Consider the following 23,867-nt stretch of genomic DNA (forward strand, 5'->3'; position numbering starts at 1 on the left):
AGCGGAGATCTGCCGCGACCCGCTCGTGGAATGCAGTGCCCGCACTCTCAATACGATGTCCGCTCCGGTATTCGGTATCAACGTTGCCTAGCCCAGACTTCCTCAATCCAATGGCTAAATTGTTCCATTAACTAGAGACGAGACACCGTAATGGACGACCTTCTCCTTGAGTTCCTCACCGAGACCAACGAGCATCTTGAAACGGTCGATGTGGAGATGGTCCGCTTCGAGCAGGATCCGAACAATCAGGCGATCCTCAGCAATATCTTTCGGCTGGTCCACACCATCAAGGGAACCTGCGGCTTCCTGGGGCTACCGAGGCTTGAGGCGCTCGCGCATGCGGCTGAAACCCTCATGGGCCGATTCCGCGATGGAATGCCTGTGACGACGCCGGCAGTGTCGCTGATCCTGACAACGCTCGATCGGATCAAGGAGATACTCGGCGAACTGGAGCGCCACGGCGTCGAGCCACAAGGAACTGATGATGATCTGATCGCTGCACTCGACCGGATGTCAAGTGCGGAAAGTCCCGAGCCGGTGCCAGCCGCCCCGGGGGTGAAGTCTCAATCGGTCGGAACACTGGTTCACCAGGTACTTGAGCGTGAGTTGAAGCCCGGTGAAGTCTCTCTTGACGAGCTGGAGCGCGCCTTTCAACAGGCGCCCGGCCCTGAGCCGGAAAACACGTCCGGAACGCTCGTTTACCAGGTGTTGGAGAGAGCCCTGAAACCAGGAGAGGTGTCTCTCGACGAGCTGGAGCGCGCATTCCGAGAGGCCCCGGGACCGGACCCTGTTATCAGCGTCAAGCAGCCTCAGGCTTCCCCTGTCGCACTGGCCGCTGCGCCCCGGAACGTTCCTAAAAAAGAAGCCGAGTCTTCGGATCAAGCAGAAGGGAGCGAAAGCGCGGCTGGAAAGGTTCAGACGATCCGCGTGAATGTGGATACGCTTGAGCATCTCATGACCATGGTGTCCGAGCTCGTCCTGACCCGCAATCAGCTGCTTGAGATTGCCCGCCGCAATTCGGAAGATCATGGTTACAAGGTGCCCTTGCAGCGACTTTCCCAGGTCACGGCAGAGCTGCAGGACGGCGTGATGAAGACGCGCATGCAGCCTATCGGCAGTGCCTGGCAGAAGCTACCGCGGGTCGTGCGCGATCTCTCAAACGAGTTGTCGAAGCAGATCGAATTGATCATGCAGGGCGCCGATACCGAGCTCGATCGGCAGGTGCTGGAGGTTATCAAGGACCCGCTCACCCATATGGTGCGCAACTCAGCGGATCATGGCATTGAGAGCCCGGCCGAGCGCCGCGCGGCCGGAAAACCCGAAAAAGGCGTCATTCGCCTGAATGCCTATCACGAGGGAGGCTCGATAACGATCGAGATCTCCGACGACGGCAAGGGCCTGAACTACGCCGCTATCAGGAAAAAGGCCGCCGAGAGGGGAATCGTCAGCGAGGCCGAGCTGGAGCGAATGAGCGACGCTCAAGTGGGCAAGTTCATCTTTCACCCGGGCTTCTCCACCGCTGCCGCCGTCACGTCCGTATCGGGCCGCGGCGTAGGCATGGACGTGGTCAAAACCAACATCGAATTGATTGGTGGCACAGTTGACATCCGCTCGGAGCAAGGGCGCGGCACGACATTCACGATCAAGATCCCACTTACATTGGCTATCGTGGCAGCGCTGATCGTTTCATCGAAGGATCAACGATTTGCCATTCCGCAAGTAGCGGTCTCGGAGCTCGTGAGGGTTTCTCCATCGTCCGAGCATTCGATCGAAAGGATCAACGGAACGCCGATCCTGCGCTTGCGCGAGCGTCTCCTGCCGATTGTTCCACTTTCGAAGGTCATGCGCCTGTCGGATGAGGAGGAAGTCAATACCGGATTCGTGGTCGTCACGCAGGTTGCGCAGCAGCGCTTCGGTATTCTCGTCGATGGCGTATTCCATACGGAAGAAATTGTCGTGAAGCCGATGTCCTCGAAGTTGAGGCATATCCAGTTGTTCTCCGGGAACACCATTCTTGGAGACGGAGCCGTCGTGTTGATCGTAGATCCGAATGGCCTCGCGCGGATGGTCGGCTCGGGTGGGCAGAGCGATGAGCTTCAGTCGGACACGTCACTCGAGAAGGCGATTGTCACCGCCGATGAATTGACAAGCCTGCTTGTCTTCCGTGGTGGTGGCGACAGCCTAAAGGCAGTGCCTCTCTCGCTCGTGACCCGTCTCGAAGAGATCGACGCCTCGACGATCGAATGGGCCAGCGGGCGCCCCGTGGTGCAATATCGTGGCCGCCTGATGCCGATTGTATCCTGTGATGGCGATCTCGAGATCAAGGCTCACGGAATGCAATCCCTCCTCGTGTTCTCGGACGGGCAGGTGTCCATGGGGCTTGCAGTCGCGGAGATCGTCGATATCGTCGAAGACAAGCTCGACGTAGAGCTCCTTGCGGAGCGCTCCGATCTTGTTGGATCCGCCGTCGTGCGCGGGCGGACGACCGAGATCGTCAATGTCGCGCACTACCTGCCTCTCGTTCTTGAGACCTGGTCTCGGTCCTCTCAGGAGAGGAAGCAAGGCAACACGCTGCTTCTCGTAGACGGGTCGAACTTCTTCAGGGACATGCTCGTTCCGGTGCTCAAGGCGTCCGGATATCGGGTCCAAACGGCGGCGAATGCTCAAGACGCCGCTCGTATTCTCTCGCAGGGCGTTCAACCGGATTTCATCGTCGCAGATCTCGAACTGCCCGGGCATTCAAGCTTCGCATTCATTGCAACTCTACGAGCGGACTCGCAGTATCGTTCGATACCGATCATTGGCATGACACTGAAACCTGATCCCCAAATGATCGCTTTGGCGAGACGCTTCAAGATTACGGATGTCGTCTCTAAGGTGGACCGTCGCGGACTGCTCTCTGCACTTGCGGAGCTGGGTGGATCCCTCGAGGAGGCTGCGTAGCCATGAAAGCCATTAACACTGTTTCTTTTAATACGCGAACAGCGTTCCAACGGGAAACCGAGTTCATCTCGGTGACCGTGGCGGGGCAATTGCTCGGTCTCCCGATAGGTCGTGTACACGACGTGTTCGTTGTCAGCGAAATGACGAAAGTTCCGCTGGCGCAAGCGGAGATCGCAGGTCTGCTCAACCTTCGCGGGCGCGTGGTCACTGCCGTGTCGCTTCGCAGTCGCCTCGGTCTTCAGGAAGATCACAGGACAGGCCGCCGCATGGCAGTGGGCCTTGAATGTCAAGGGGAAGCCTACGGCTTGCTCGTTGATGAAGTTGGAGACGTCCTCAAGCTCAATCCGGCAGAAATGCAGCCGAATCCCGTTCACATGGATCGGCGGTGGGTCAGCTTGTCTCAGGGAGTGCACCAACTTCAAGGAGTGCTGATGATCGTTCTAGACGTGGATGCGGTTCTGGCCTTCGAAGCAGAGCGCGAGGCCGCATAAATCGCTTCAATCATACCGTCCATTCTCATCTAACAGATTAGGATTTGCTACAGTGAGCTTAGATCTTTCGACCCCTGTTCTCGTTGTCGACGACTACCAGACGATGGTCCGAATCCTTCGCAATCTTCTCAAGCAGATTGGCTTTACCGACGTCGATGACGCATCCGACGGGCAGGCCGCCCTGGAGAAGCTCAGAGCCAAAAAATATGGTCTCGTCATCTCCGATTGGAACATGGCGCCGATGACCGGATACGAACTGCTTCAACAGGTTCGCGCTGACGCCGAGCTCAACGCCCTACCTTTCATCATGGTGACGGCCGAGGCAAAGACAGAGAACGTTGTTGCTGCCAAAAAGGCGGGGGTCAACAACTATATCGTGAAGCCCTTCAATGCCGAGACGCTTCGGTCGAAGATCAGTGCTGTTTTCGGCGCCTGATGAGATGCGGGGCGAGCCATGAACCCACGTAAGAGCTATCGTATCGAGGCCCATATGGCTTCTGCTCCTCGGGACGAGGACACTCTTGAGCGCCATACCGAGATCATGAACATGCTCGGAGCAATCAAGGAGGCGATCGTTCCGGCCAAGGAGCTGTCAGCTTCGCTGATCGAAGAGCACCGGAAGGATATGCAGGAGGCGATGCGGCTCAAGGTCGAACTGGATTCGATCTACGAGGCAATTGAACGCACCAAACGGGAGATCGCAACTCTCCGCTATGCGGGTGCGCAAGGGCAGGAGATCAATCGGGTTACGGATGAACTCGGTGCCATCGTCCTTGGCACAGAGACTGCCACCAACGCCATCCTAGCAGCTTCCGAGAGAATTGACGAATTGTCGGGCAATCTTGCGGCGCGCCTCTCGGGGGGCGACCAGGAGATTGCCCGTGAGATCTCCGATCATGTCATCAGCATCTTCGAAGCCTGCAATTTCCAGGATATTACCGGCCAGCGCATCAGCAAGGTCGTGAACGCAATGAGGTTCGTCGAAGAGCGCGTTCACGAGATGATCGAAATCTGGGGTGGGCTGGAGAGCTTCAAGGATGTCGACACATCGAAACAAGTACGCGATGGCGACGAGGCGCTCTTGAATGGACCCGCTTTGGCCACGGACAAGGGCATCACGTCTCAGGATGCGATTGACGCTCTGTTCGGCTAGCACAACATGAAGCCTTATGGGCGCTCGATCTGATCAGGCGCCCATGGTTTATACCCACTGTTGCTTCTGTCTGTTGGGACGCTCTCGTCCGAATTGTGGTCAAGCAGACCACGGGCCGCTTCCGTCTCCAACAGCGCCGTTAGGGAATGGATCGCATGCTCGTTTGCAGACAGCAGGACTCCGCCGCAGACGCTCTTTTGCCCTGAGAACCGGTAACGGAGGACATTCGCCGGCTGCAGCCTACCTGACTGACCGGCAATAAAACCTTGGATCGCCCCAGGCAGATCGTTACGCCCGCACTCCACGCTCATCCCACTGAAGTTGCCTTCGATTGTGCAGGGCTGAATCCTCAATTTCTCGTTCTTGCGATATGCGACCCCTAATTGCGTATTCGCGATCGCCATGACGATGTCAGTGTCGAAATGCAGGAACCCCTCGAAAGACACTGCCTTCGATCGAGTCACAAATCGGTCGAGTACGCCAATCCCATCGAGCTTGTCCAGAATGATGAAGATTCGGTGATGCTCATAGCTTGGCCCATACACATTGGTGCAGATCTTGAAGATGCTTACTCCTTCAAGGTCCTGACGGGCCACAATCCACCCCGATCCTGCGATTTGCTCGCGCTGATTGGGAAGGGCAACGTTATGGGATCTTGACGCGATGATATACTGACGTGCTGCTCCGGTCTCGTGAAGATTGGATCCCTGGGGATCAACAATCCAGGGTGCGCCGCCGGCTGAATAGACAAAAGACGTGCAGTCATTATGGCCATGCTCATGGTGGCGGCTATTCAGCGATGTGCAGAAATAACCCCACTGCGAATTCTGCTCGTAGTGGCGGGCCGCGATCAGACCTGCCAGAGGAGAGGAGAAGATTTTCCTCCCCGTTGGATATGAAAGTTCAGTGGTAAGATCGTGATCCGAGAGCAATTCGGTTCCGTACCCGGAAATCAGGCGGCGCAGCCAGGATGCGTGGTGGAAGCCGTAAGGTGTATCTCCAAAAGCCGGAAGCATGCCCGACGGAGTGGTCACGGCAACCAAAGTTCGCAAGCCTTTTCGTATGCGAACGGCGAGATTGCTGCAGAATTCGCGTGTTTCAGAGGCACCTTCGAGGCAACGGGTCAGGATAAGGCCGAGGGAGATGAGCTCGAGTTGAATGTGTAAGGATTGATCAACGAAGGAGCCATTCTCATCGATCAAGCGCTCGAACCCATCGCTCAAGTGCATTTGGGCGAGAGATGTCCAGTATGCTGCGGATGGGATCTTTGGAAGGGCCTGTGCCAAAGCAAGCAGTGCGCACGCGGCATGAACTTGGACGACGGAATGCGAAAAGACATTCTGCCCCAAAATCTGCGCGATGGCGAAACCATGCCGAACGACCTCGGCAAGGATGATGAGAATGTCCTGTGAGGAAATCGGTTGTGGCGCCTTCACACTCGAAGAAAGGAGCAGGAGTAACGTTTCCGCGCGCGCGGACAACGCTCGAGGATGAAGACTGATCGGATCGCCTGGGTTCCCCCAAGGATTGGCATGTGACCAGGATGTGGCTAGTTTGATTGCCCGTTTGAGACTCTCTGGGTCTTCCTCCGCAACAAGAGAGGAGAGCCATGCAAGGGATTGAAATTCGAGCCGCCAGGCGAGAGATTGGTAGGGATCCTCTATCCATTGCGGTTCGTCAGGCAGAGACCACGCAGGGAGACCCGCGAGCACGAGCTCACCTTTCGGGATGGTGCCCGCCTTGCCGCGCTGTACGGCTGCGAGCTTGTCATGAAATGTGAACGCTGATCCCAAGGCCCCATGATCGACGAGTCGCATCAGCATCGCCTCATTTGACATGCTCTCGCTCGAAGAAGAGGTGCCGTCTATTCTTTCCATAACTCGGTTGAGAAAGGTCGGAGCATCGGACACGCTGTCACCTGAAACTGCTTCCAGCGAAAGATCCTCATCGACCGAAACTTCGAGCGGGGTGACCAGCTTCATTCTTGCCGGGGCATGCCAGGCCTGAAATCCAATCTCGACGCTTGCAGCTCCTGGTGGCGGCACAAGGTTAAGAGTAAACCGCCGGGCCTGCCGGTGGACAGGGATGTCGACGAAGGCTCCGACGGAAGGCGCTGCGGCTAACTCGGGGTAAGGAAAGGGCAGCTCCTCTCTCCTGGCGTCGCGATAAACAATGCGCGCTAGTGCACTGGTGGACTCAGAGCTCTCATTGATGATTTGCCCACGAACCAGCAGATTGCGTCCTGGTAACAGGGAAAATTTGAACCAGGTTGCCTCCACATGGATTGGCCGCCAGCTGCGCCGCGCATCCAACGGCTCTGGTGTGATGATGCTGTCGGCTGGCGCGACGCCGTCGGAGCCTGTCGCGTGCGTCGATTTCTGGACCCCACCTTGCAGCAATTTCGGTTCGCTGATGGTGAAAGGGTGGGAATTGCGCCAGCTTCGGAAAGTGACAGACAGACGTCTCGCGGGAGAGGGCATGAAGAACCCGAAAGAGATTTCGTGCGGCTTTGCCTCGTGCGCGCGGTAATCGGGTCCGGTCACATACCAGCTGTGAGGGTCGATCTGCGTTCTGGTGAGACCCGGGACATAAGCAAAGTCGATGCTTGAGCCATCGCCTGTTTGAAAGTCGAGCCCAACTACGGCGAAGTCTGGGGCAGCGCGGTTATCTTCTTCAGGATGCGTGTCCAGTTGGAAGTTGAACTCGCACCAGAGATCTGGCTCGATTCCGTCGAAGTTCAGTGTAGCCCTCGACCAACGGTTGTTGTTTGAGACAACAAGCTGAGTTGAAGTAGCATCCTGCGACTCCCCGTCGGCCTGATCGATACGGGTGGGGAGAATGCATTTTACAGGCAACATGTCGCAGCGCTTTTCAATGTACGGGTCAGAACCCTAGGCTCAGCCTCTGAGACCAGGCAACCCCTTGATCCCTCGACTGCCCTGTCCGGTAACGCATCAGATCAATTGATGGTCGCGGCTTCGACAAAAAGGGCCATTCGGATGAGCTCGGAAAGGCTCCGAGCTTCCATCTTAGCCATAACGTTGGAGCGATGAATCTCGACCGTTCGAATGCTGATGCTGAGTTCATGGGCAATGACTTTGTTAGCCTTCCCTTCGACAAGACAATCGAGGACTTGGCGCTCGCGCTGGGAAAGGGACTGCAGGCGCGCCTGCGTTCTGAGCAGCTCCTGGCTTCTACGAACGCTTCTCTCATCGCACACGAGTGCGAAGCGCACCACTTCAAGGAAGCGATCCTCACGAAAAGGCTTTTCGAGAAAGTCGATGGCTCCCGCCTTCATGGCCTCTACGGCAAGCGGGATGTCGGCGTGCCCCGTCATCACCACAACCGGTGCATTGATTCCCCGTTCGTTGAGCCGACGAATGAACTCTACGCCGTCGATCCCAGGCATGCGCACGTCTGTAACAATGCAACAGCGTCCTGGATCCGTTACCTCCTTCAGGAACGAGGTGGCAGATTCATATAGACGGACATTGAGGCCTGCAGAAACCAGCAGGAAGGCGAGCGCTTTGCGAACACCAACGTCGTCGTCTACCACATAAACGACTGCCCCGCCCGACATCGGATTATTCTCCCATTATTATCGCCAACGAAACAGGCTTCACGCCTCAGGTAAATGCTAAAACGATTCGATCATCTGCCATATGCCCCGAGCCACCCTGGCAGTTTGATCTAGACACTCGCTTCTATGGCGTGTGCTCCTAACCATCTCAAGCCACTTCTTCAAGATGGCAGAAGTGTCGCTACTCTGTAACGAGCCGGCCGAAGCCAGTCTGACGGAATCCGTCGTGCACTGCGCCTGCGACACCCACTCGTGAGACGGGTGCGGGTATGACACTTGCTCCTTGGCAGAAGAATGTTACAAGGTTTGATGATCGTTACAGAATAGCGGTGATACTCAAGATACCAGTCGTGATAGACGTCAGGGGAGATCTAGCAATGACCTCAACGACCTCAACGACCACCGAGCACGTTGCCGAACCGAGCTAAACGGCGGCTGCTCAGATGCCGCGTCAGCCTCATGCAAGATTGCGCGGGTAAATGAATCTCCACCATGATGGCTTGGAGAGCACCGTGACATCACCTGTTTATCTGTTCGATCTGGCATCACGGCAGTCCAACTGGCTCGCTGCACGTCAGACCACGATCTCAGGAAATATCGCGAACGCAAACACGCCAGGCTACCGCTCAAAGGACGTGGAGGCATTCGTCGACGTCCTCGACAGGACGAAGTTGGCGATGGCCGCGACCGATGGCGGCCATATCGGCTTCGATGCATCTCGACCTGAGAGTATGAAGGTGAAGAAGGCAGACAGCTGGGACACAGTCCATTCAAAGAACTCCGTCAGCCTGGAGCAGGAACTGCTCAAAGCCGGTGAGGTGAACCGTCAGCACACCTTGAACACCAGCATCGTGAAGGCATTCCATCGGATGCTGATGTCCACCGTAAGGACTTCGTAATGATCGACTCGCTCATTGCATCAACAAAACTTTCCAGCGCTGGGCTCGAAGCGCAATCTGCGCGTCTGCGGGTGATTTCTGAAAACGTCGCGAACTCTCAATCGACAGGACAGACACCCGGATCGGACCCCTATGCACGCAAAACAATCACTTTCAAAGCTGAGCTCGATCGCGCTCTGGGCGCATCTTCGGTGTCGGTGAAGGAAATTGGAAGAGATGAGACCGCATTCCCCGTCGAATACGACCCGGGAAATCCGGCTGCGGATGAGAATGGCATGGTGAAGAAACCGAACGTGAACATGCTGATCGAAATGGCTGACATGCGAGAGGCCAATCGTTCGTATCAAGCCAATCTTCAGATGATGAAGCAGGTGCGCGCGATGATTTCCGCAACAATTGACCTGATGAGGGGCTGATATGATCAGTGCGGCATCACCAATCTCCTCAATGATCGATCACTTATCGCCTGCTACATCTGCAGTAGGTGTTGCAGCCAAACCGGCCGCCGGAGCCGCTTCCGTCGGAGTTGCGCAGGTTAGCTTCCTCGACACGATGGCGCAGGTTGCGTCATCTGCGATCGATACGTTGAAAGCGGGAGAGGCGTCCTCAATTGCCGGAATCCAAGGTAAGGCATCGGTGCAACAGGTGGCGGAAGCCGTGATGGCCGCCGAGCAAACGCTTCAGACGGCAATCGCGATCCGTGACAAGGTTGTGGCTGCTTACCAAGAAATCTCACGGATGGCGATCTAAGGAGACGATCATGAGAGCGCTTGCCATTGCAGCAACAGGAATGAATGCTCAGCAGCTCAATGTCGAAGTCATTGCTAACAACATCTCCAACGTGAATACCACCGCGTTCAAAGGTGCTCGAGCTGAATTTACCGACCTTCTCTATCAAGCTGAACGCGCACAGGCTGTTCCCAACCAAACTGGTGCAAGTCCGGTTCCGGAAGGAGCAATGCTGGGACTGGGCGTTCGTGCAGCCGCCATCCGCAACCTTCATCGCCAGGGAACCTTGACCAGCACGTCCAATCAGTTCGATCTCGCTTTGAACGGGCGTGGATGGTTCCAAGTCGATTCACCCAACGGCGAGACGGTTTATACACGAGCCGGAGCGTTCAATAAGGATGCCAATGGGCGGCTTGTGACGCTCGACGGATACACGCTCAACCCGCAGATCATCGTTCCGGCAGATGCGATTGACGTCACAATCAACGAATCCGGTGAGGTTTTCGCGAAGATCGACGGCCAGATCGAGCCTCAGAACATCGGTCAACTGATGCTCGCCAATTTCGCGAATGATGCGGGACTTGAACCCCTCGGCGGTAATTATTATCGAGAGACGCTCGCATCCGGCGCTCCCAATGTCGGCGCCCCATCCGACCCTGGTTATGGTAAGATTCACCAGGGCTATCTTGAAGCCTCGAATGTGGATGCCATCAAGGAGATCACCAATCTCATCACGGCACAGCGCGCATTCGAAATGAATTCCAAGGTCATCCAGGCAGCAGATGACATGGCAGGAACAGTCTCAAAAGGCATCCGCTGAGTGATATGAGGCTGGGGGGTCCAATGAAGACGTCGCTTCTCTGCACGGTGACCGCTGCCGTGATCGTCGCCACAATCCAGACCGCTTTGAGCGAGGAACGGATTCTCCCAGTTCCAGCGGTAACCATTTATCCTGGCGATACGATCAACGAATCGATGCTCAAGGATCGGACTTTTCCCGAGAACTACCGGTTCCGGACGGCAGTCGTGGAGTCGCCGCGCGTCCTGGCCGGTAAAACCGCTCGTCGTACCTTGCTTCCCGGAGAGCCCGTCCCACTGAATGCCGTCGACGACCCGAAACTCGTAACGCGCGGTGTTCAAACAGGCATCGTCTTCGAGGAAGGCGGATTGTCGATCATCGGAGTTGGAATTCCTCTTCAATCCGGGACCATGGGCGAGACGGTTCAGGTCAAGAACGTGGATAGCGGGCGGGTCATTACAGGCCGTGTCCAGTCCGATGGCAGGATCAGGATCGGCATCCAATGACCATGCGTCTTATCGTATTCATCCTGATTGCCCTCGTATCGTCGCACGCCGCGGCGGCGACACGCATCAAGGATGTCGCGAATGTTCAGGGTGTTCGCGACAACCAGCTGATCGGCTATGGATTGGTGATGGGCTTGCAAGGCACAGGCGATACACTCCGCAACTCACAGTTCACCGAGCAGGCTCTCCAATCGATGCTGGATCGGATGGGAGTGAACGTCAGAGATGTCAATTTGCGGACGAGGAACGTTGCGGCTGTCATCGTGACGGCTGACCTTCCCCCCTTCGTGGGACCGGGCTCGAGAATCGATGTGACAGTGACCTCGATGGGTGACGCCACCTCCCTGAAAGGCGGGACCCTGATGCTGACGGCTCTCCAGGGAGGTGACGGGCAGATCTACGCTGTCGCTCAGGGTGCAATTGTCGTTTCAGGCTTCTCCGCCCAGGGACAGGCTGAGACCCTGACCTCTGGCGTTGCGACATCGGGCCGGATTGCCAATGGAGCGTTGGTGGAACGGGAGGTTCGCGGCGGGTTCGACGCAGTCGGAACTCTCGCATTCGAGCTCAAGAATCCGGATTACAAGACGGCTACCCTTGTCACGGATGCGATCAACCAATACGCGCAACACCGCTATGGTACGCGCGTTGCGGTTCCAAAGGACTTCCGCACGGTCGTGCTCCACAAACCGAAGAGTATCGCACCAACCCGGTTCATCGCTGAGCTGGGGGATCTTGAGATCCAGCCTGACACGCCGGCGCGAATCGTAGTTGATCAGAGAACCGGGACTGTCGTTATCGGCAAGAACGTGCAGATCTCGACCGTCGCGATCACGCATGGTGCCTTGACGATCCGGGTGACCGAAATGCCTGAGGTGTCGCAGCCTGATCCGATGTCGTTCGGCCAAACGGTAATCGTTCCCAGGACACAGATCTCGGCCGCGGAGGAGAGGGTTCCTCTTGCAATCGTCAAAGGCTCCGACCTGCAGACCCTGGTCAAAGGCTTGAACCAGATGGGACTGAAGCCATCGGATGTCATCGCGATCCTGCAGGCGGTGAAGACGGCGGGCGCTCTTCAGGCGGAGTTGGTGGTTCAATGACGAGGAAAATGACGCTGACTGCGGCGCATGCGATCACGATCGGTATCCTGATTGCTTCGCTCATGTCTGGGACCGCTTTCGCTCAGGAGAATGCGGCTGAAGCGAAAGGTAGTAACTTCTGCGCGAATATCGCCGACGCTGCGGCAGATACACGCTTCGCTCTCCAGAAGGCGGAACTCGCCAGTATGGAGAAGGAGATCGAGGGTAGGCTCAAGATCCTCGAGGCGAAACGTGCCGAGTATGAGGAATGGCTTCGCCGCCGCAATGAGGTTCTCGCAAAAGCCGATAAAACAGTCGTGGCGATCTACTCACGTATGCGTCCGGAAGCGGCAGCGTTGCAACTGGGGAACATGGAGGACGAGATTGCAGCCGCCGTTATTGCCGAACTCAACCCTCGAGTTGCCAGTGCAGTCCTAAACGAAATGGAACCGGCACGGGCCGCTCAACTGGCCAATATCATCACCGATGCTCCCAAACGGGTTGCGAACAATGGGAGAAAAGAGTGAGGTTTGTCGTTGCTGTTGCCAGCGTTTGTCTCCTTGCTGCTTGCGCAACCCGCCCGGAGGATCTCGGTCGCGAGCCAACGATGACCCCGATCGGTTCGGGAATTGCCGTCGAGCGTGAGCCTCTTCCGCAAGTGTTCAGGAACACGACGAGTACGGCTCCTAACTCCACCTGGAGCAACACCAGCGCTGATCTGTTTACCAGTCCGCGGGCCCGACAAGTCGGAGACATCGTGACCGTCAACATTCAGATTGACGACAAGGCCCAATTCGACAATGCCAGTGATCGGTCTCGAGTGTCTTCGGTCGATGCGGGTCTGAGCTACGGCTTTGCTTTCAAAGGCTGGCAGGCTGACGGAACGGCCGATGTGGGTCTGGAATCGTCCTCCTCATCCCAGGGCCAGGGAACGATTGACCGTTCCGAGAAACTGCGCCTCTCTGTTGCCGCGATCGTGACCGAGGTCCTCCCGAATGGCAATGTGATCATCAGTGGCTCTCAGGAAGTCAGGGTGAACTACGAGGTGCGCGTGCTGAACATCGCGGGTATCGTCCGTCCACGGGATATATCGCCCAGGAACACGATCAGCTATGACAAAATCGCGGAGGCCCGGGTGTCCTATGGCGGTCGTGGACGCATTATGGAAGTGCAGCAACCTGCCTACGGGCAGCAGATCTTCGATGCTGTGACTCCTTTCTGATAGGCGGTTGGACGAACACCATGGCAGACATTTTGGCGCTTCCCTCTCGATCAGGTCAGACGCCCGCAAAGGAGGGCTTCAAAAGCCTGATCCTGACACTCGGAGTGCTGACGTTCCTGTCAGCTCTCATCGGGGGAGGCTTCGGAATATCCATCGTGTCGAATATCGAGAAGAGGGTCGAGGACAAGTACAGGTCAAACCCACAACCTTCTGCGGAAGCGCGTCCTTATTCCGGGGATATCGCGATCAGAAAGCTGGCGCCTGTGGTGACCAACCTCGCTGGTTCCGAAACCGACTGGGTTCGCCTCGAAGCATCCATCGTCTATAAGGGCGATTTCGAGTTGAACCCTGAGCTTCTCGCCGCTGAGACGAGGCAGGATGTGCTCGCATACTTGAGAACGGTCACGTTGGCTCAGATCCAGGGCCCGAGCGGTCTCCTTCACGTGAGGGAAGACCTTAACGAGCGAGTCAAAATCCGGTCGAAGGGAGCGATTCAGGAGCTGGTTCTTGAGTCTCTTGTCGTCCAATGATTTGACCGAAACCTCACAAGCGCCTGTGACCTGTTGCCTTTCCTGCAAGATTTTTCATTACGAAAGCATTCATTGATGCGCTTCCGCCTTGTGTTCGCGAGCCTGCTGATTCTGCTGATGATGGGCGCAGGTGCCTATGCTCAGGTTCCGAGCCTCGATAGCCTTCTTCCGCCCGGAGATGGCGCTGCAAGTGGCCGGATGATCCAGATCGTCGTTCTCTTGACGGTTCTGTCCCTCGCGCCGGGACTCCTCATCATGGTGACGAGCTTCACTCGGTTCGTCGTTGCGTTCTCCTTCTTGCGTTCCGGACTCGGTCTGCAAAGCACTCCGGCCAATATATTCCTGATCAGTCTCTCGCTTTTCATGACCTTCTTCGTCATGGGACCCACCTTCGACAAGGCCTGGAACGAGGGCGTCCGCCCGCTGACGGAGAACAGGATTACAGAGGCGGAGGCATTCACCCGGACAACCGATCCGTTCCGTGAGTTCATGCTCGCTCATGTTCGGCCGAAGGATCTTCAGACCTTTATCGACTTAGCGTCCGCGAGTTACCCGAAAGCTAACGAGGGGGAGAAGATCGATCTTCGAATTCTCATTCCGGCCTTCATGATCTCGGAATTGAGGAGGGGTTTCGAAATCGGTTTCCTGATCGCTCTCCCGTTTCTGGTGATCGACATGATCGTGGCCACGCTCGTGATGTCGATGGGCATGATGATGATGCCACCGACGGTTTTAGCGCTTCCTTTCAAGATCCTGTTCTTCGTACTGATAGATGGATGGAACATCCTGGTGAGCGGTTTGGTGAAGTCGTACTTCTGAGCTGCCCCGCAGAGGCAGCAATCTTCGCACAAGGTTGATGGCTCAAGAAGGAATCTCGATATCTCTCATCATTGCCGAGATTCTCAATGCCCGGTCGTCAGCATGCCGAAAGATTGTGGAACAGCCTCATGCATCTCGGGGCTCGCCGCTTGGCAGCCTTGGCAGCAATTGGCCTTGCCGTGTTCCTTGCCGTCGGATTCGGAGCCTATTACCTCAGCCGCCCCGCCCAGGAGACGCTCTATACTGGCCTCGATCGTGAAGATGTCGGCCGGATGGGGGCAGTTCTCAAGGATGCAGGCATCCCATTCGACGTCAGCTCCGACGGGACTTCTCTTCTCGTCAGTTACGGCAACACAGCTCAGGCGCGCATGCTGCTCGCCGAAAAGGGCCTGCCTCACAGCACCAAATCGGGCTATGAGCTCTTCAACGATCTCGGCTCGCTGGGTCTGACCTCCTTCATGCAGGAGGTCACCAAGGTGCGCGCACTCGAGGGGGAACTCGCTCGCACCATTCAGGGCATGAAGGGTGTCAAGGCCGCGCGCGTCCATATCGTTCTCCCCGAACCTGGCTCGTTCCGTCGCGAGCAGCAGCCGGCATCGGCGTCCGTCGTCATCCGTACATCTCCAGCCGACGATACCTCATCCGCGCAGGCAATCCGGCACCTCGTAGCCGCGGCCATTCCTGGAATGACCGTCGACAAGGTGACCGTCATGAACACCGAGGGCACCCTCCTGTCCTCTGAGGACAATGTCGCCAATGCGTCTTCCGGCAAACTGGCGAACCTTGAGAAGACCGTCGGGCTTGAGATCCAGGATAACATCCGACGGACCCTGGCGCCCTATCTGGGCATCGGCAACTTCGAGATCAGCGTCGCGGCTCGTCTCAACACCGACAAGGTGAGCACCAACGAGACGATATTCGACCCCGAATCGAAGGTTGAGCGGTCGACGCGGACGGTCAGAGAAACCGAAGTCTCTCAGAACAGGACGGGTCAGCGTCCTACGACCGTTCAGCAAAACCTTCCCGAGGAGACGGTCCGGAGCGACTCGAGCGACAGTTCGAGCGAGGATAACCAGCGCCGGGAGGAGCTGACGAATTACGAGATCTCCTCGAAGACGATTCAGACCATCAGCGATGGCTATTCCATCAGAAATCTGTCGGTCGCAGTGCTCGTCAACAAGTCGCGGATCACCTCGCTTCTCGGCGACGGAGCAAATCCCGCTGAGATCGGCGAGAAAGTCGCAGAAATCGAGCAGCTGGTTTCGTCGGCTGCAGGCTTCAAGAAGGATCGTGGCGATCAGATCAAGGTTGCCGCCGTCAGCTTCGTCGACGACAGCGGCGTGCTTCAGCCGGTACCGGGTCCCTCGATAGCTGAAATCCTGATGCGACAGTTCGGCACTGTCGTAAACGCCCTTACAATCCTTGCTCTTTGCGCCATGCTGATCTGGTTTGGCCTGCGTCCTGCCGTTCGCATGCTCATCGCGCGTCACCAAGCCGATATCGAAATTCAGCGCGAGCAGATGGCTGCCCTCGCAGCAGCCGAAGCCAAGGAGATTGAAGCGGCCGAGCAAGACCACCTGATGAAACAGGCTGCTCTCGAGGATAATTCAGGGCAACCGCTGATCGAGATGCCTCGGACGCCCCAGCGCAAGTTGGAGCAGATCGTGGAACTCAGTGAGGAACAGGCGGCTGCTGTTCTGAAGCAGTGGCTCCGGCAGGAGGCTGCGTGATGCCGAGCTCCATCGTCGATCTCATCAGCGACTTCTCCGGCCCGGCTGCTTCCGAGGGCTTTGGAATCGCGACTCTGCGCCGCGTGCGGCAGGCTGCTGAGCCTGATGCGGCGCCCATTCCAAATGCGGCGGATTATCAAGCCGAGCTGATGCAGTCGTTCGAGGCTCAGGTGAGGGCTGAGGAGAGAGAGGTTGCACGTGAGCAGCTCGCCAGGGCGTTGAAGACTGAGCAGGATCGTCAGCGTGAAGAGCTGGCTGTCCAACGGGAAATCTGGGTCGAGCAAGAAGCAAGGCAGGTTGCGTCTCAAATCATCGACGCAATCGACGATCTTGAGAGCCTACTCTCTGAGAGAGCTGCGAGGATCCTCGCATCGGTCATTCCTGAGGCGCTCCGGCAGAACGCGATCACCGAGTTCAACAAGGCCCTCTCGGCAATTCTAGCGGGCGACGTCTCTCCGCTCCTGAAGGTCACAGGTCCCGAGGACCTGCTGAAGGGTATCCGAGATGGCCTGGCTTTGCGGGATCGTGTCGTCGAGTTCGTGCCGAGCGACGTTGTCGAAGTGACCCTCGTTGCAGGGGATACGACAATCCAGACACAGCTTGGCCCTTGGGTGGACAAACTGCAGGCGCTTTTGAAGGCCGGTCAATCATGCTGAGTCCAGAGAAGCAGGAAATCCTGATCATTCGCAGGGGTGAAGATGAAGATGGCGCCCTCAAAGGCGGCGCTTGGAAGATCGCTCATGCCGACTTCATGACGGCAATGATGGCCTTCTTCCTCATCATGTGGCTTGTGGGGATTTCCGATCAGGAGACCAAAGCTGGCATCGCCAACTATTTCAATCCGATTCAGCTGGCTGACTCAACCTCGAACAAGAAGGGGCTTGAAGACCCACAGAACGTCCCTCCTGACCATAAGACCGACGACGACATGAAAGGCAAGGAAAAGGGCAGCGGTCTAGGGACAGGCGGAAAATCCGAGCAGCTGCAAAAGCCTCGCTTCAAGGAAGGTGCGCTCTTTCAGGATCCCTATGCCGTGCTCGCAAAGATTGCGGAGGAGGTCGAGCCTAATCCGCACGACACGCTCGGTGCCGATGTCACTCCGGGGGAGAGCGACGTTCCGGGCCTGAGCAGCGGCGAGGCTTTCAGGGACCCCTTCGATCCGCTCTACTGGCAAGTCGCTCCCGTCGAGGAGATGAAAGCGGAGGGGCTGCCCAAACCAGGCACTGCAAGTCCGGCCCCGACAAAGGCGGAGATCGATGTCTTGGCTCCATCCAAGCCGAACGCGGCGGCCACGGATCGCCCGTCTTCCAGGACTGCGACTGCGGCCACTCTCACGGAGTCGAAGAATCTCCCCGAAAAACCGGATCCGGCGACCAAGAGCGCTACTGCGACATCAGCGGAAGATGCTGCCGACCTGAGGGCGGCGGAACTGAAGAGAGAAATCATGAATGCGGTTCAACCTGGGATGGATGCGGCTCCCCAGCCCCGCATCGAGGTTCGCCGAACAGGAGCGGGCACCATGATCAGTCTGACCGATGATTTCGACTTCTCGATGTTCGCGGTTGGCTCGGCCGAACCGCACGCCAAGGTCGTGCAGGCAATGGCCAAGATCGCCGGGATCCTGCAGTCCCGATCGGGAAAGATCGTGATCCGGGGCCACACGGATAGCCGTCCGTTCAAGTCTGCCAATTACGATAACTGGCGGTTGTCGCATGCCCGCGCGCAGATGGCCCTCTACATGCTCGTTCGGGGCGGCTTGAATGAGAACAGGATCGTGCGGGTGGAGGGCCATGCCGATCGCGACCCCAAAGTTCCATCGGATCCGAAGGCAGATCAGAATCGGCGCGTGGAAATCCTGCTTGAGGAGCACTAACGGTGAATTGTCTACGCCATGCTGCTCTCGCGATGATCCTGTTCGGACTGTCGGAAGCTGCCATCGCAGAAGATAAGCATCAGACGGAGGCGGCTCCGTTAGCGGAGCCCGCGCAGACTCAGCCTGAAACGGCCTCGAAGCCCGTCCAGATGGTTCGAACCCTGCAGCTGATGCAGGACCAGATCGCCATTGGCTCTACAGAGGCGCATCTGGGGCAGCGGGGTCTCCTGACGATCCTGGACGCTCGCTTCATGGATCTGGAGCCTGAAATCTGGCTCACCGGCAAGAACGTGCAGGCCGCCATTGCCTTCGTCCTCAGTGGCGGCAACCCGCAGATCCTGAGAAAGTTGCTGGAAATGGGCAATCCTCCCCTCCCTCTTGAGCACCGCAGCTTCGTGGAGGGAACCCTGGCTTATGTCGAAGGTCGGGAAGAAGAGGCGAAAAGCAAGCTCATGTCCCTCGATCTCGAGGCCTTGCCGCCCATGCTCAGTGCGCAACTGGCTTTGGTGCAATCCGCACTCCTTGTTAGGACAGACGCAACAAAATCGAGTGAACTCCTCGACTTCGTCAGGCTGCAGGCTCCGGGGACTCTCCTTGAGGAGGGAGCGTTACGACGTCAGGTCTTCGTGGCGAGTCAGACGGAGGACATGACGAAGTTTCTTGCGCTCACATCCAACTATCTGCGTCGGTATCGTCACTCGGTTTATGCCGGGAACTTCAGGCAACGTCTGGCTTCCGCTCTAACAAGAATTGACTTTGGAAGAGATCCAGCCTTGTTCAAGGGAGTCGTTGAAGTCCTGAACGATCTGGAACCGGAAGTCAGACGGGAGTTGTACCTCCTTGCCGCCCGCTCGTCGGTGGAGCACGGATATACGAAATCGGCTCAATTGCTTGCCGAAAAGGCACAGGAATTGTCGGGAGGCGACACTGCCAGTGCGATCCGCGCGAAACTCTATCGTGCGGCGGCCATGATCGTATCAATAGAGACGATCGGCACCGCAGTCGCCGATTTGGAGAGCATTGATGCATCTTCCCTTCGGGACGGTGACCTGGTGCTTCTGCGCTCAGCGCTTGCCATGGCCGGACATATACGGCAAGCCCCGGGTGCTCGGATGGCAGAGTCGGAGAACAAGCAGCCCTTGAAATCTACCCAGGCCGTGGCCACCGTCGCTCAGGACGTTCCCAAGCAAGCGCCAGAACAGCTCAAGGTCTTATCAAAGACACGAGATACCCTGAACCGCATCGACAAGCTCATCAAGAATCAGGCGTCAACCGTTCAATGAGTCCGTTTGATATTCTGGCCCGAACTTTTGTCAGATCTCCCGATGCGCAGCAGCTGCGCGATTCCTCCATCACTCCTGAAGTGATGGAAGGCATCTCGATATCCGCGGACGCAGAATCCTTCGCCTCTCTTCTCAAGGGCTTGGCGGGACGTCTGCCGGGGAGCAGTGACAACGCCCCTTCAACTGGCGCTCCTGAACAACTCGAATTGCCGTCAGACACGAAGACGGCCGATGCAGTCGGTGCAGATGTTGCGAGCGCGGTTCTTTCTCTTCTTCAAGGAATTGTGCCGAATTCCGATGCGCAGAGGGCCGCAGGTCATTCGAACGAGAATGGGCCGGAAGGTGAGGCTACGTCACAGCTTCCTCTGGAGGGAATGCAGCAATTGCAGGACAAGAGCGATCTTGGAGGTTTGGCAAAGGCTCCAAGGCTTGCGGTTGCCGTTCAACACCAGGAAACTCACTTTAAACCTGTGATCGAGAATGTTGAGGCAGGGCGGCAGCTAGAAACCGCAGGCGAAGAAGAGACTGTTTCCGACCCTGGACCAGCTGCCGGTTCGGCATCAGCCGACGATGTGATGCCCAGAACTTTGAATACGCCACATCTCGAAAGAGAACGGGCTGCCAATGTCAGCCGCGTGTCAGATCTACCCTCACATAGGACTCAAGCTCCGGTAGAACCAGACGCTCGACAAGAGGATACGGTGTCCATTCCGACTCACAAGCAGGTGACGACCAGGTCGGACGAGCAGGCGAAAGCAGATGCTGTTCCCATGCGCAAGTCGAACGTGGGCGCTGAGATCGCCGCACTGCCCCCTGAAACGCTCGACGGAATAGCGGGTGCAGTCAAGTCGGATCTCCGAAGAGCAACCGACAGCGCGCCGGCACAACCCTTGCCAGTTAACGAAGCAATCCGGACGATCTCCATCAAGCCATCCGACAATGCCCTGAGGATCCTCAATCTGCAGCTTCATCCCGCAGATCTTGGAATGGTCACCATCAAGATGCGGCTCGCGGGCGACAGCCTCGAAATGGAACTGCATGTTGAACAGGAGGATACGGCGCAGATGCTGCGTCATGATTCCGAGAAGTTATCCGCGCTCCTTCGTGGGTCAGGATATCGACCAGACACGATCAGCATTCATGTGGTTGATGCTGCGATTCAGGATCGGGCGATCACCCGTACACAGCCCGACACGCAAATGCAGGGGCAATCCTTCCCGCAGGGAGGGGCGAGCCAGGGAGGGCGTTCTCGAGACCAGGAAAAACATCATGCGGATACGAGAGCAGAGCAACACAAGAACGCGGATGAAGGCCGGGTCCTGGACGGCCCTCGCCCTGGCGGCGTTTACCTCTAGTGCTGCCGATGTAAGCCCGTCGCGCGCTCAATCCGCAAACCAGCTCTGTGAACGAGAGATGGTGCGGGCCGCCGCGAAGTATGGCGTCCCTCTTGGAATGCTGTACTCGGTCGGGCTGACGGAGACCGGGCGACGGGGATCGCTGCAACCTTACGCGATGAATGTCGAGGGGCGCGCCGTCTTCTCAAACACTCTCGCTGAAGCGGTCGAGCGGTTTGAGGAAGCCCGTCGGGCGGGAGCGAAGCTGATCGATCTTGGCTGCATGCAGATCAACCACTATTATCATCGTGAAAAGTTTCCCTCTCTGGAGAGCATGCTGAGCCCACGTAACAATGTGGAGTACGCAGCTCGCTTCCTCAGCGAGCTTAAAGGACGTCACGAAACCTGGACGATGGCCGTGGCGCGCTATCACGCCGGTCCGGACAATGATCCTGCTCAGAAGCGCTATGTATGCCGGGTGATCGCGAACATGGTTGCGACCGGATTCGGGCAATGGACCCCGAATGCCCGATCCTTCTGCGCGGATGCTCCAGGGATGCGACCTGGACAAACAGCCTCTGACGGGTGAGCGAACGGCTGCTAACGCTGCATCTTGAGAGACACACCCGTCTGGTTGAGGGCTCCAGTGAGCGAGGCCTCCGAGCCTTCCAGCCGGGCTATCTCCGAGCCGCGGGACCAGAGTGAGATCCGGGTTCCTTCCAATTTCCACATGTTGACGCTTCGCAGCGTCGCAATCGAGCATTTCGAACTCGACGCCTTGTACAGGTCGAGGGATGCGACGCTCGAGAGACGAACAAGGCATGATTGCCCGGTAGCATCCGTTACCCTCCAGGTCCCCGCATAGGACGACGCCTGCTGCGGAGACGTGAAAACGCCCGGCGGCGATGAAGGCGCTGATATGAGCGCCGAGTCCTGAGGTCGACCGCGCGGAAGCGAAGCCTGCTCCGTCAGACCATTGTCCGTCTCGAAAAATGCACCTCCAGAACGAGGCGGAGGTGGATCGGGCGGTAGATCACTTTCGTAGTGATGGCGTTGCCGATGGATCGTAGGCTCGACGATAATGGCAGGCGAGAGAAGTCCCGGCGGATAGCTCGCTCCGGAGATGACGAGTGGCCGCTCGTCGGCAACTCTCCGACCCCACGGAGCCGAATGTTCCGGATAGCTGCGCTGGATGCCGGGCGGTCCCCATGGGCCTTGGGAGTAAAGACTATCCCTCGAGTTGCAGCCGGCAAGCACGCAGGCGGCTGACAGAATGAGCAGTTGAGCATTGATCCGCGTCACGGGGCGATCTGCCGTTGCTTCTCAGTGCCGTACGCCGACAGACGGGCAATAGGACGAGCGAAAGCGTGCCGGAAGAGGCCGGAGGCGGGCGGATGTAATAACCTTGGCAAAGGAGTGGGGGTCGAAATCAGCCTCGGGAGTCTCCGACAACACGACCCTGTTGATGTGGACTCCGACCGAGTACTCGCCGAGGACGAGCTTGAAGTCGACGCTCACCATGTCGTGCGAGAATTCCATGTCCAGTACGACGCAGGGAGGATGCCCCAGCGCAGTGCTGATATTGGCAGAGCGTGCATAAGAGAGGGTATGGCCCTTGAAGAACAGCTCCGCACAGGATGAAACGATCTCATCCATGTTGCCGTGCAGTTGATTACTGACGTATGACTGGATGACTTCGGCATCCACCAAGCAGAAATCTGCGATGACATCCTTGATGTTGCAGGCGAGAACCTCTTCAAACGCATTCAGGTCGATGCTTCCTTGGAAGAGCTCTGCTTCGGCCGGTGGGGAATGCCTTCTCATTTGGACCTCGTAAGGATGTAGAAGAGGATTTGGGCAACGGCCTTGTAGAAATCCGGAGGAATCATCCGATCCACTTCAACATGATCGTACATGGATCTTGCCAGAGGCTTGTCTTCGATCACGGGAATGCCATGCTTTTCTGCGGTTTCCCTGATTTTCAGGGCAATGAGATCCTTGCCCTTTGCGACGACGATGGGTGCGCTCGCCTCGCTCCGCTCATAACGAAGCGCAATTGCATAATGGGTCGGATTTGCGATGACAAATGTGGCCTTGGGTACAGCTGCAAGCATCCTTTTGCGAGCACGGTCTTGCGCCAATGAACGCATGCGCGCCTTCACCATCGGATCGCCTTCGAGCTGTTTGTACTCCTCCTTGACCTCCTGCGGTGTCATCTTCAGATCGGTGCGCCATTTGAAACGGGCCCAGACCAAGTCAGCGGCAACAAGGACGATCGTTGCAATGGCAATGGCCGAAACGAGCCGCATCGCCATGCTCAGCATTAGCTCCGGAATAAGGGTCGGGTCACTGAACATGGCATTGAAGACCTTGTGTTGCTCCGATCTAAGGAGCAGTATGGACACAATCGTAACGGTTCCGAACTTGAACAAAGCCTTGGCAAATTCCACGAGGCCCGCGCGACTGAAGATGCGATTCCAGCCGCTGACAGGCGAGACCCTGTTCCATTGAGGCCTTATCCGCTCCGACACGAGTGACGGCATGTTCTGCAGGATCGAAGCCGCGAGACTGCAGCCGGCCAGGATCGCAATGATCGGGACCAGAAACGTGCCCACTTCAAGGGATAGAGCTTGAAACAAAGCTGCAGCATCTGAGCCCGAGTTTAATCGAAAGTCCTGAGGGCGGTCGATAAAGAGCGACAATCGCTCCGTCATAAACTTGGCGCTGCTAGGCGCCACAAACGTCAATACCAGAAGAATACCAAGAATTGATGCAAAGACCGGCGCTTCTCTCGAGAAGGGGATGTTTCCCTTCTCGAGCGCATCGCGGACCTTCTTGTCTGACGGTGCTTCTGTTTTGCTCTCTTTGTCTTCAGAATCTGACATTGATTGCTATTGACG

General features: G+C 57.2%; 24 protein-coding genes. 20 read left to right on the plus strand and 4 right to left on the minus strand.

Annotated elements, in window-relative coordinates:
- The first annotated feature begins 150 nt into the window (after positions 1-150).
- Genes E4K09_RS07715 through E4K09_RS07730 form a run of 4 tightly spaced genes read left to right on the plus strand, consistent with a single transcriptional unit; the run spans position 151 to position 4,587 of the window.
- On the plus strand, positions 151-2,943 hold the full coding sequence (locus E4K09_RS07715) for a hybrid sensor histidine kinase/response regulator (RefSeq protein ID WP_134496171.1): 2,793 nt from the start codon (positions 151-153) through the stop codon (positions 2,941-2,943).
- A gap of 2 nt (positions 2,944-2,945) precedes the next feature.
- Entirely contained in the window at positions 2,946-3,434 is a 489-nt protein-coding gene (locus tag E4K09_RS07720) for a chemotaxis protein CheW (protein ID WP_134496172.1), read from the plus strand.
- Positions 3,435-3,486: 52 nt separating this feature from the next.
- Entirely contained in the window at positions 3,487-3,870 is a 384-nt protein-coding gene (locus E4K09_RS07725) for a response regulator (RefSeq protein ID WP_134496173.1), read from the plus strand.
- An 18-nt stretch (positions 3,871-3,888) separates the two neighbouring features.
- Entirely contained in the window at positions 3,889-4,587 is a 699-nt protein-coding gene (locus E4K09_RS07730; RefSeq protein ID WP_134496174.1) for a protein phosphatase CheZ, read from the plus strand.
- Between the two features lie 14 nt (positions 4,588-4,601).
- On the opposite strand, the gene E4K09_RS07735 is transcribed toward E4K09_RS07730, so the two are convergent.
- Both E4K09_RS07735 and fixJ read right to left on the minus strand, forming a co-directional pair.
- Positions 4,602-7,445: a heparinase II/III domain-containing protein gene (locus E4K09_RS07735; protein ID WP_134496175.1), complete on the minus strand. Its 2,844-nt coding sequence runs from the start codon at positions 7,443-7,445 to the stop codon at positions 4,602-4,604.
- 101 nt (positions 7,446-7,546) lie between these two features.
- Complete coding sequence (gene fixJ / locus E4K09_RS07740) at positions 7,547-8,167, minus strand: response regulator FixJ (RefSeq protein ID WP_134496176.1); 621 nt, start codon at positions 8,165-8,167, stop codon at positions 7,547-7,549.
- Positions 8,168-8,667: 500 nt separating this feature from the next.
- Between fixJ and flgB the strand changes: the two genes are divergently transcribed.
- The 16 genes from flgB (at position 8,668) to E4K09_RS07820 (ending at position 21,556) form a co-directional block, all read left to right on the plus strand.
- Positions 8,668-9,066: a flagellar basal body rod protein FlgB gene (gene flgB, locus E4K09_RS07745; protein ID WP_244610409.1), complete on the plus strand. Its 399-nt coding sequence runs from the start codon at positions 8,668-8,670 to the stop codon at positions 9,064-9,066.
- Positions 9,066-9,482: a flagellar basal body rod protein FlgC gene (gene flgC, locus E4K09_RS07750; protein WP_134496178.1), complete on the plus strand. Its 417-nt coding sequence runs from the start codon at positions 9,066-9,068 to the stop codon at positions 9,480-9,482. Before flgB ends, flgC begins: the two co-directional genes overlap by 1 nt.
- A 1-nt stretch (position 9,483) precedes the next feature.
- Positions 9,484-9,816, plus strand: a complete 333-nt coding sequence (gene fliE / locus E4K09_RS07755) for a flagellar hook-basal body complex protein FliE (protein ID WP_134496179.1) — start codon at positions 9,484-9,486, stop codon at positions 9,814-9,816.
- Positions 9,817-9,826: 10 nt separating this feature from the next.
- Positions 9,827-10,615 carry a flagellar basal-body rod protein FlgG gene (gene flgG, locus E4K09_RS07760; protein ID WP_134496180.1) on the plus strand — a complete coding sequence of 263 codons (789 nt, stop codon included), beginning with the start codon at positions 9,827-9,829 and terminating at the stop codon, positions 10,613-10,615.
- A gap of 23 nt (positions 10,616-10,638) precedes the next feature.
- Positions 10,639-11,100 (plus strand): flagellar basal body P-ring formation chaperone FlgA, encoded by a 462-nt coding sequence (gene flgA / locus E4K09_RS07765; protein ID WP_193557263.1) that lies wholly within the window; start codon positions 10,639-10,641, stop codon positions 11,098-11,100.
- Entirely contained in the window at positions 11,097-12,197 is a 1,101-nt protein-coding gene (flgI, locus tag E4K09_RS07770; protein ID WP_134496182.1) for a flagellar basal body P-ring protein FlgI, read from the plus strand. The genes flgA and flgI overlap by 4 nt, the downstream gene beginning before the upstream one ends.
- A gap of 62 nt (positions 12,198-12,259) precedes the next feature.
- On the plus strand, positions 12,260-12,703 hold the full coding sequence (locus tag E4K09_RS07775; RefSeq protein ID WP_425293830.1) for a MotE family protein: 444 nt from the start codon (positions 12,260-12,262) through the stop codon (positions 12,701-12,703).
- Positions 12,700-13,398 carry a flagellar basal body L-ring protein FlgH gene (gene flgH, locus E4K09_RS07780; protein WP_134496183.1) on the plus strand — a complete coding sequence of 233 codons (699 nt, stop codon included), beginning with the start codon at positions 12,700-12,702 and terminating at the stop codon, positions 13,396-13,398. The genes E4K09_RS07775 and flgH overlap by 4 nt, the downstream gene beginning before the upstream one ends.
- A 104-nt stretch (positions 13,399-13,502) precedes the next feature.
- Entirely contained in the window at positions 13,503-13,928 is a 426-nt protein-coding gene (locus tag E4K09_RS07785; protein WP_244610410.1) for a flagellar basal body-associated FliL family protein, read from the plus strand.
- A 117-nt stretch (positions 13,929-14,045) separates the two neighbouring features.
- Positions 14,046-14,747: a flagellar type III secretion system pore protein FliP gene (gene fliP, locus E4K09_RS07790; protein ID WP_425293831.1), complete on the plus strand. Its 702-nt coding sequence runs from the start codon at positions 14,046-14,048 to the stop codon at positions 14,745-14,747.
- A gap of 86 nt (positions 14,748-14,833) precedes the next feature.
- Positions 14,834-16,477, plus strand: a complete 1,644-nt coding sequence (fliF, locus tag E4K09_RS07795) for a flagellar basal-body MS-ring/collar protein FliF (protein ID WP_134496186.1) — start codon at positions 14,834-14,836, stop codon at positions 16,475-16,477.
- Between the two features lie 149 nt (positions 16,478-16,626).
- The gene (locus tag E4K09_RS07800; protein ID WP_134496187.1) at positions 16,627-17,133 is read left to right on the plus strand and encodes a hypothetical protein; all 507 of its coding nucleotides are present in this window, start codon (positions 16,627-16,629) and stop codon (positions 17,131-17,133) included.
- Positions 17,127-18,350, plus strand: a complete 1,224-nt coding sequence (locus E4K09_RS07805; RefSeq protein ID WP_134496188.1) for a MotB family protein — start codon at positions 17,127-17,129, stop codon at positions 18,348-18,350. The genes E4K09_RS07800 and E4K09_RS07805 overlap by 7 nt, the downstream gene beginning before the upstream one ends.
- A 2-nt stretch (positions 18,351-18,352) precedes the next feature.
- Positions 18,353-19,633, plus strand: coding sequence for a chemotaxis protein MotC (locus tag E4K09_RS07810; protein WP_134496189.1), 1,281 nt, complete (start codon positions 18,353-18,355; stop codon positions 19,631-19,633).
- Positions 19,630-20,988, plus strand: coding sequence for a flagellar hook-length control protein FliK (fliK, locus tag E4K09_RS07815; RefSeq protein ID WP_134496190.1), 1,359 nt, complete (start codon positions 19,630-19,632; stop codon positions 20,986-20,988). The genes E4K09_RS07810 and fliK overlap by 4 nt, the downstream gene beginning before the upstream one ends.
- Positions 20,939-21,556, plus strand: coding sequence for a transglycosylase SLT domain-containing protein (locus E4K09_RS07820; protein WP_134496191.1), 618 nt, complete (start codon positions 20,939-20,941; stop codon positions 21,554-21,556). Before fliK ends, E4K09_RS07820 begins: the two co-directional genes overlap by 50 nt.
- A 734-nt stretch (positions 21,557-22,290) precedes the next feature.
- Here E4K09_RS07820 and E4K09_RS07830 read toward each other — a convergent pair.
- Together E4K09_RS07830 and flhB are read right to left on the minus strand one after the other, a co-directional pair.
- Positions 22,291-22,791 carry a hypothetical protein gene (locus tag E4K09_RS07830; RefSeq protein WP_134496193.1) on the minus strand — a complete coding sequence of 167 codons (501 nt, stop codon included), beginning with the start codon at positions 22,789-22,791 and terminating at the stop codon, positions 22,291-22,293.
- On the minus strand, positions 22,788-23,852 hold the full coding sequence (gene flhB / locus E4K09_RS07835) for a flagellar biosynthesis protein FlhB (RefSeq protein ID WP_134496194.1): 1,065 nt from the start codon (positions 23,850-23,852) through the stop codon (positions 22,788-22,790). Before flhB ends, E4K09_RS07830 begins: the two co-directional genes overlap by 4 nt.
- Positions 23,853-23,867 lie beyond the last annotated feature (15 nt).

Origin of the sequence: Microvirga pakistanensis, from assembly GCF_004458765.1 — a bacterium.
Classification (GTDB): Bacteria; Pseudomonadota; Alphaproteobacteria; order Rhizobiales; family Beijerinckiaceae; genus Microvirga; species Microvirga pakistanensis.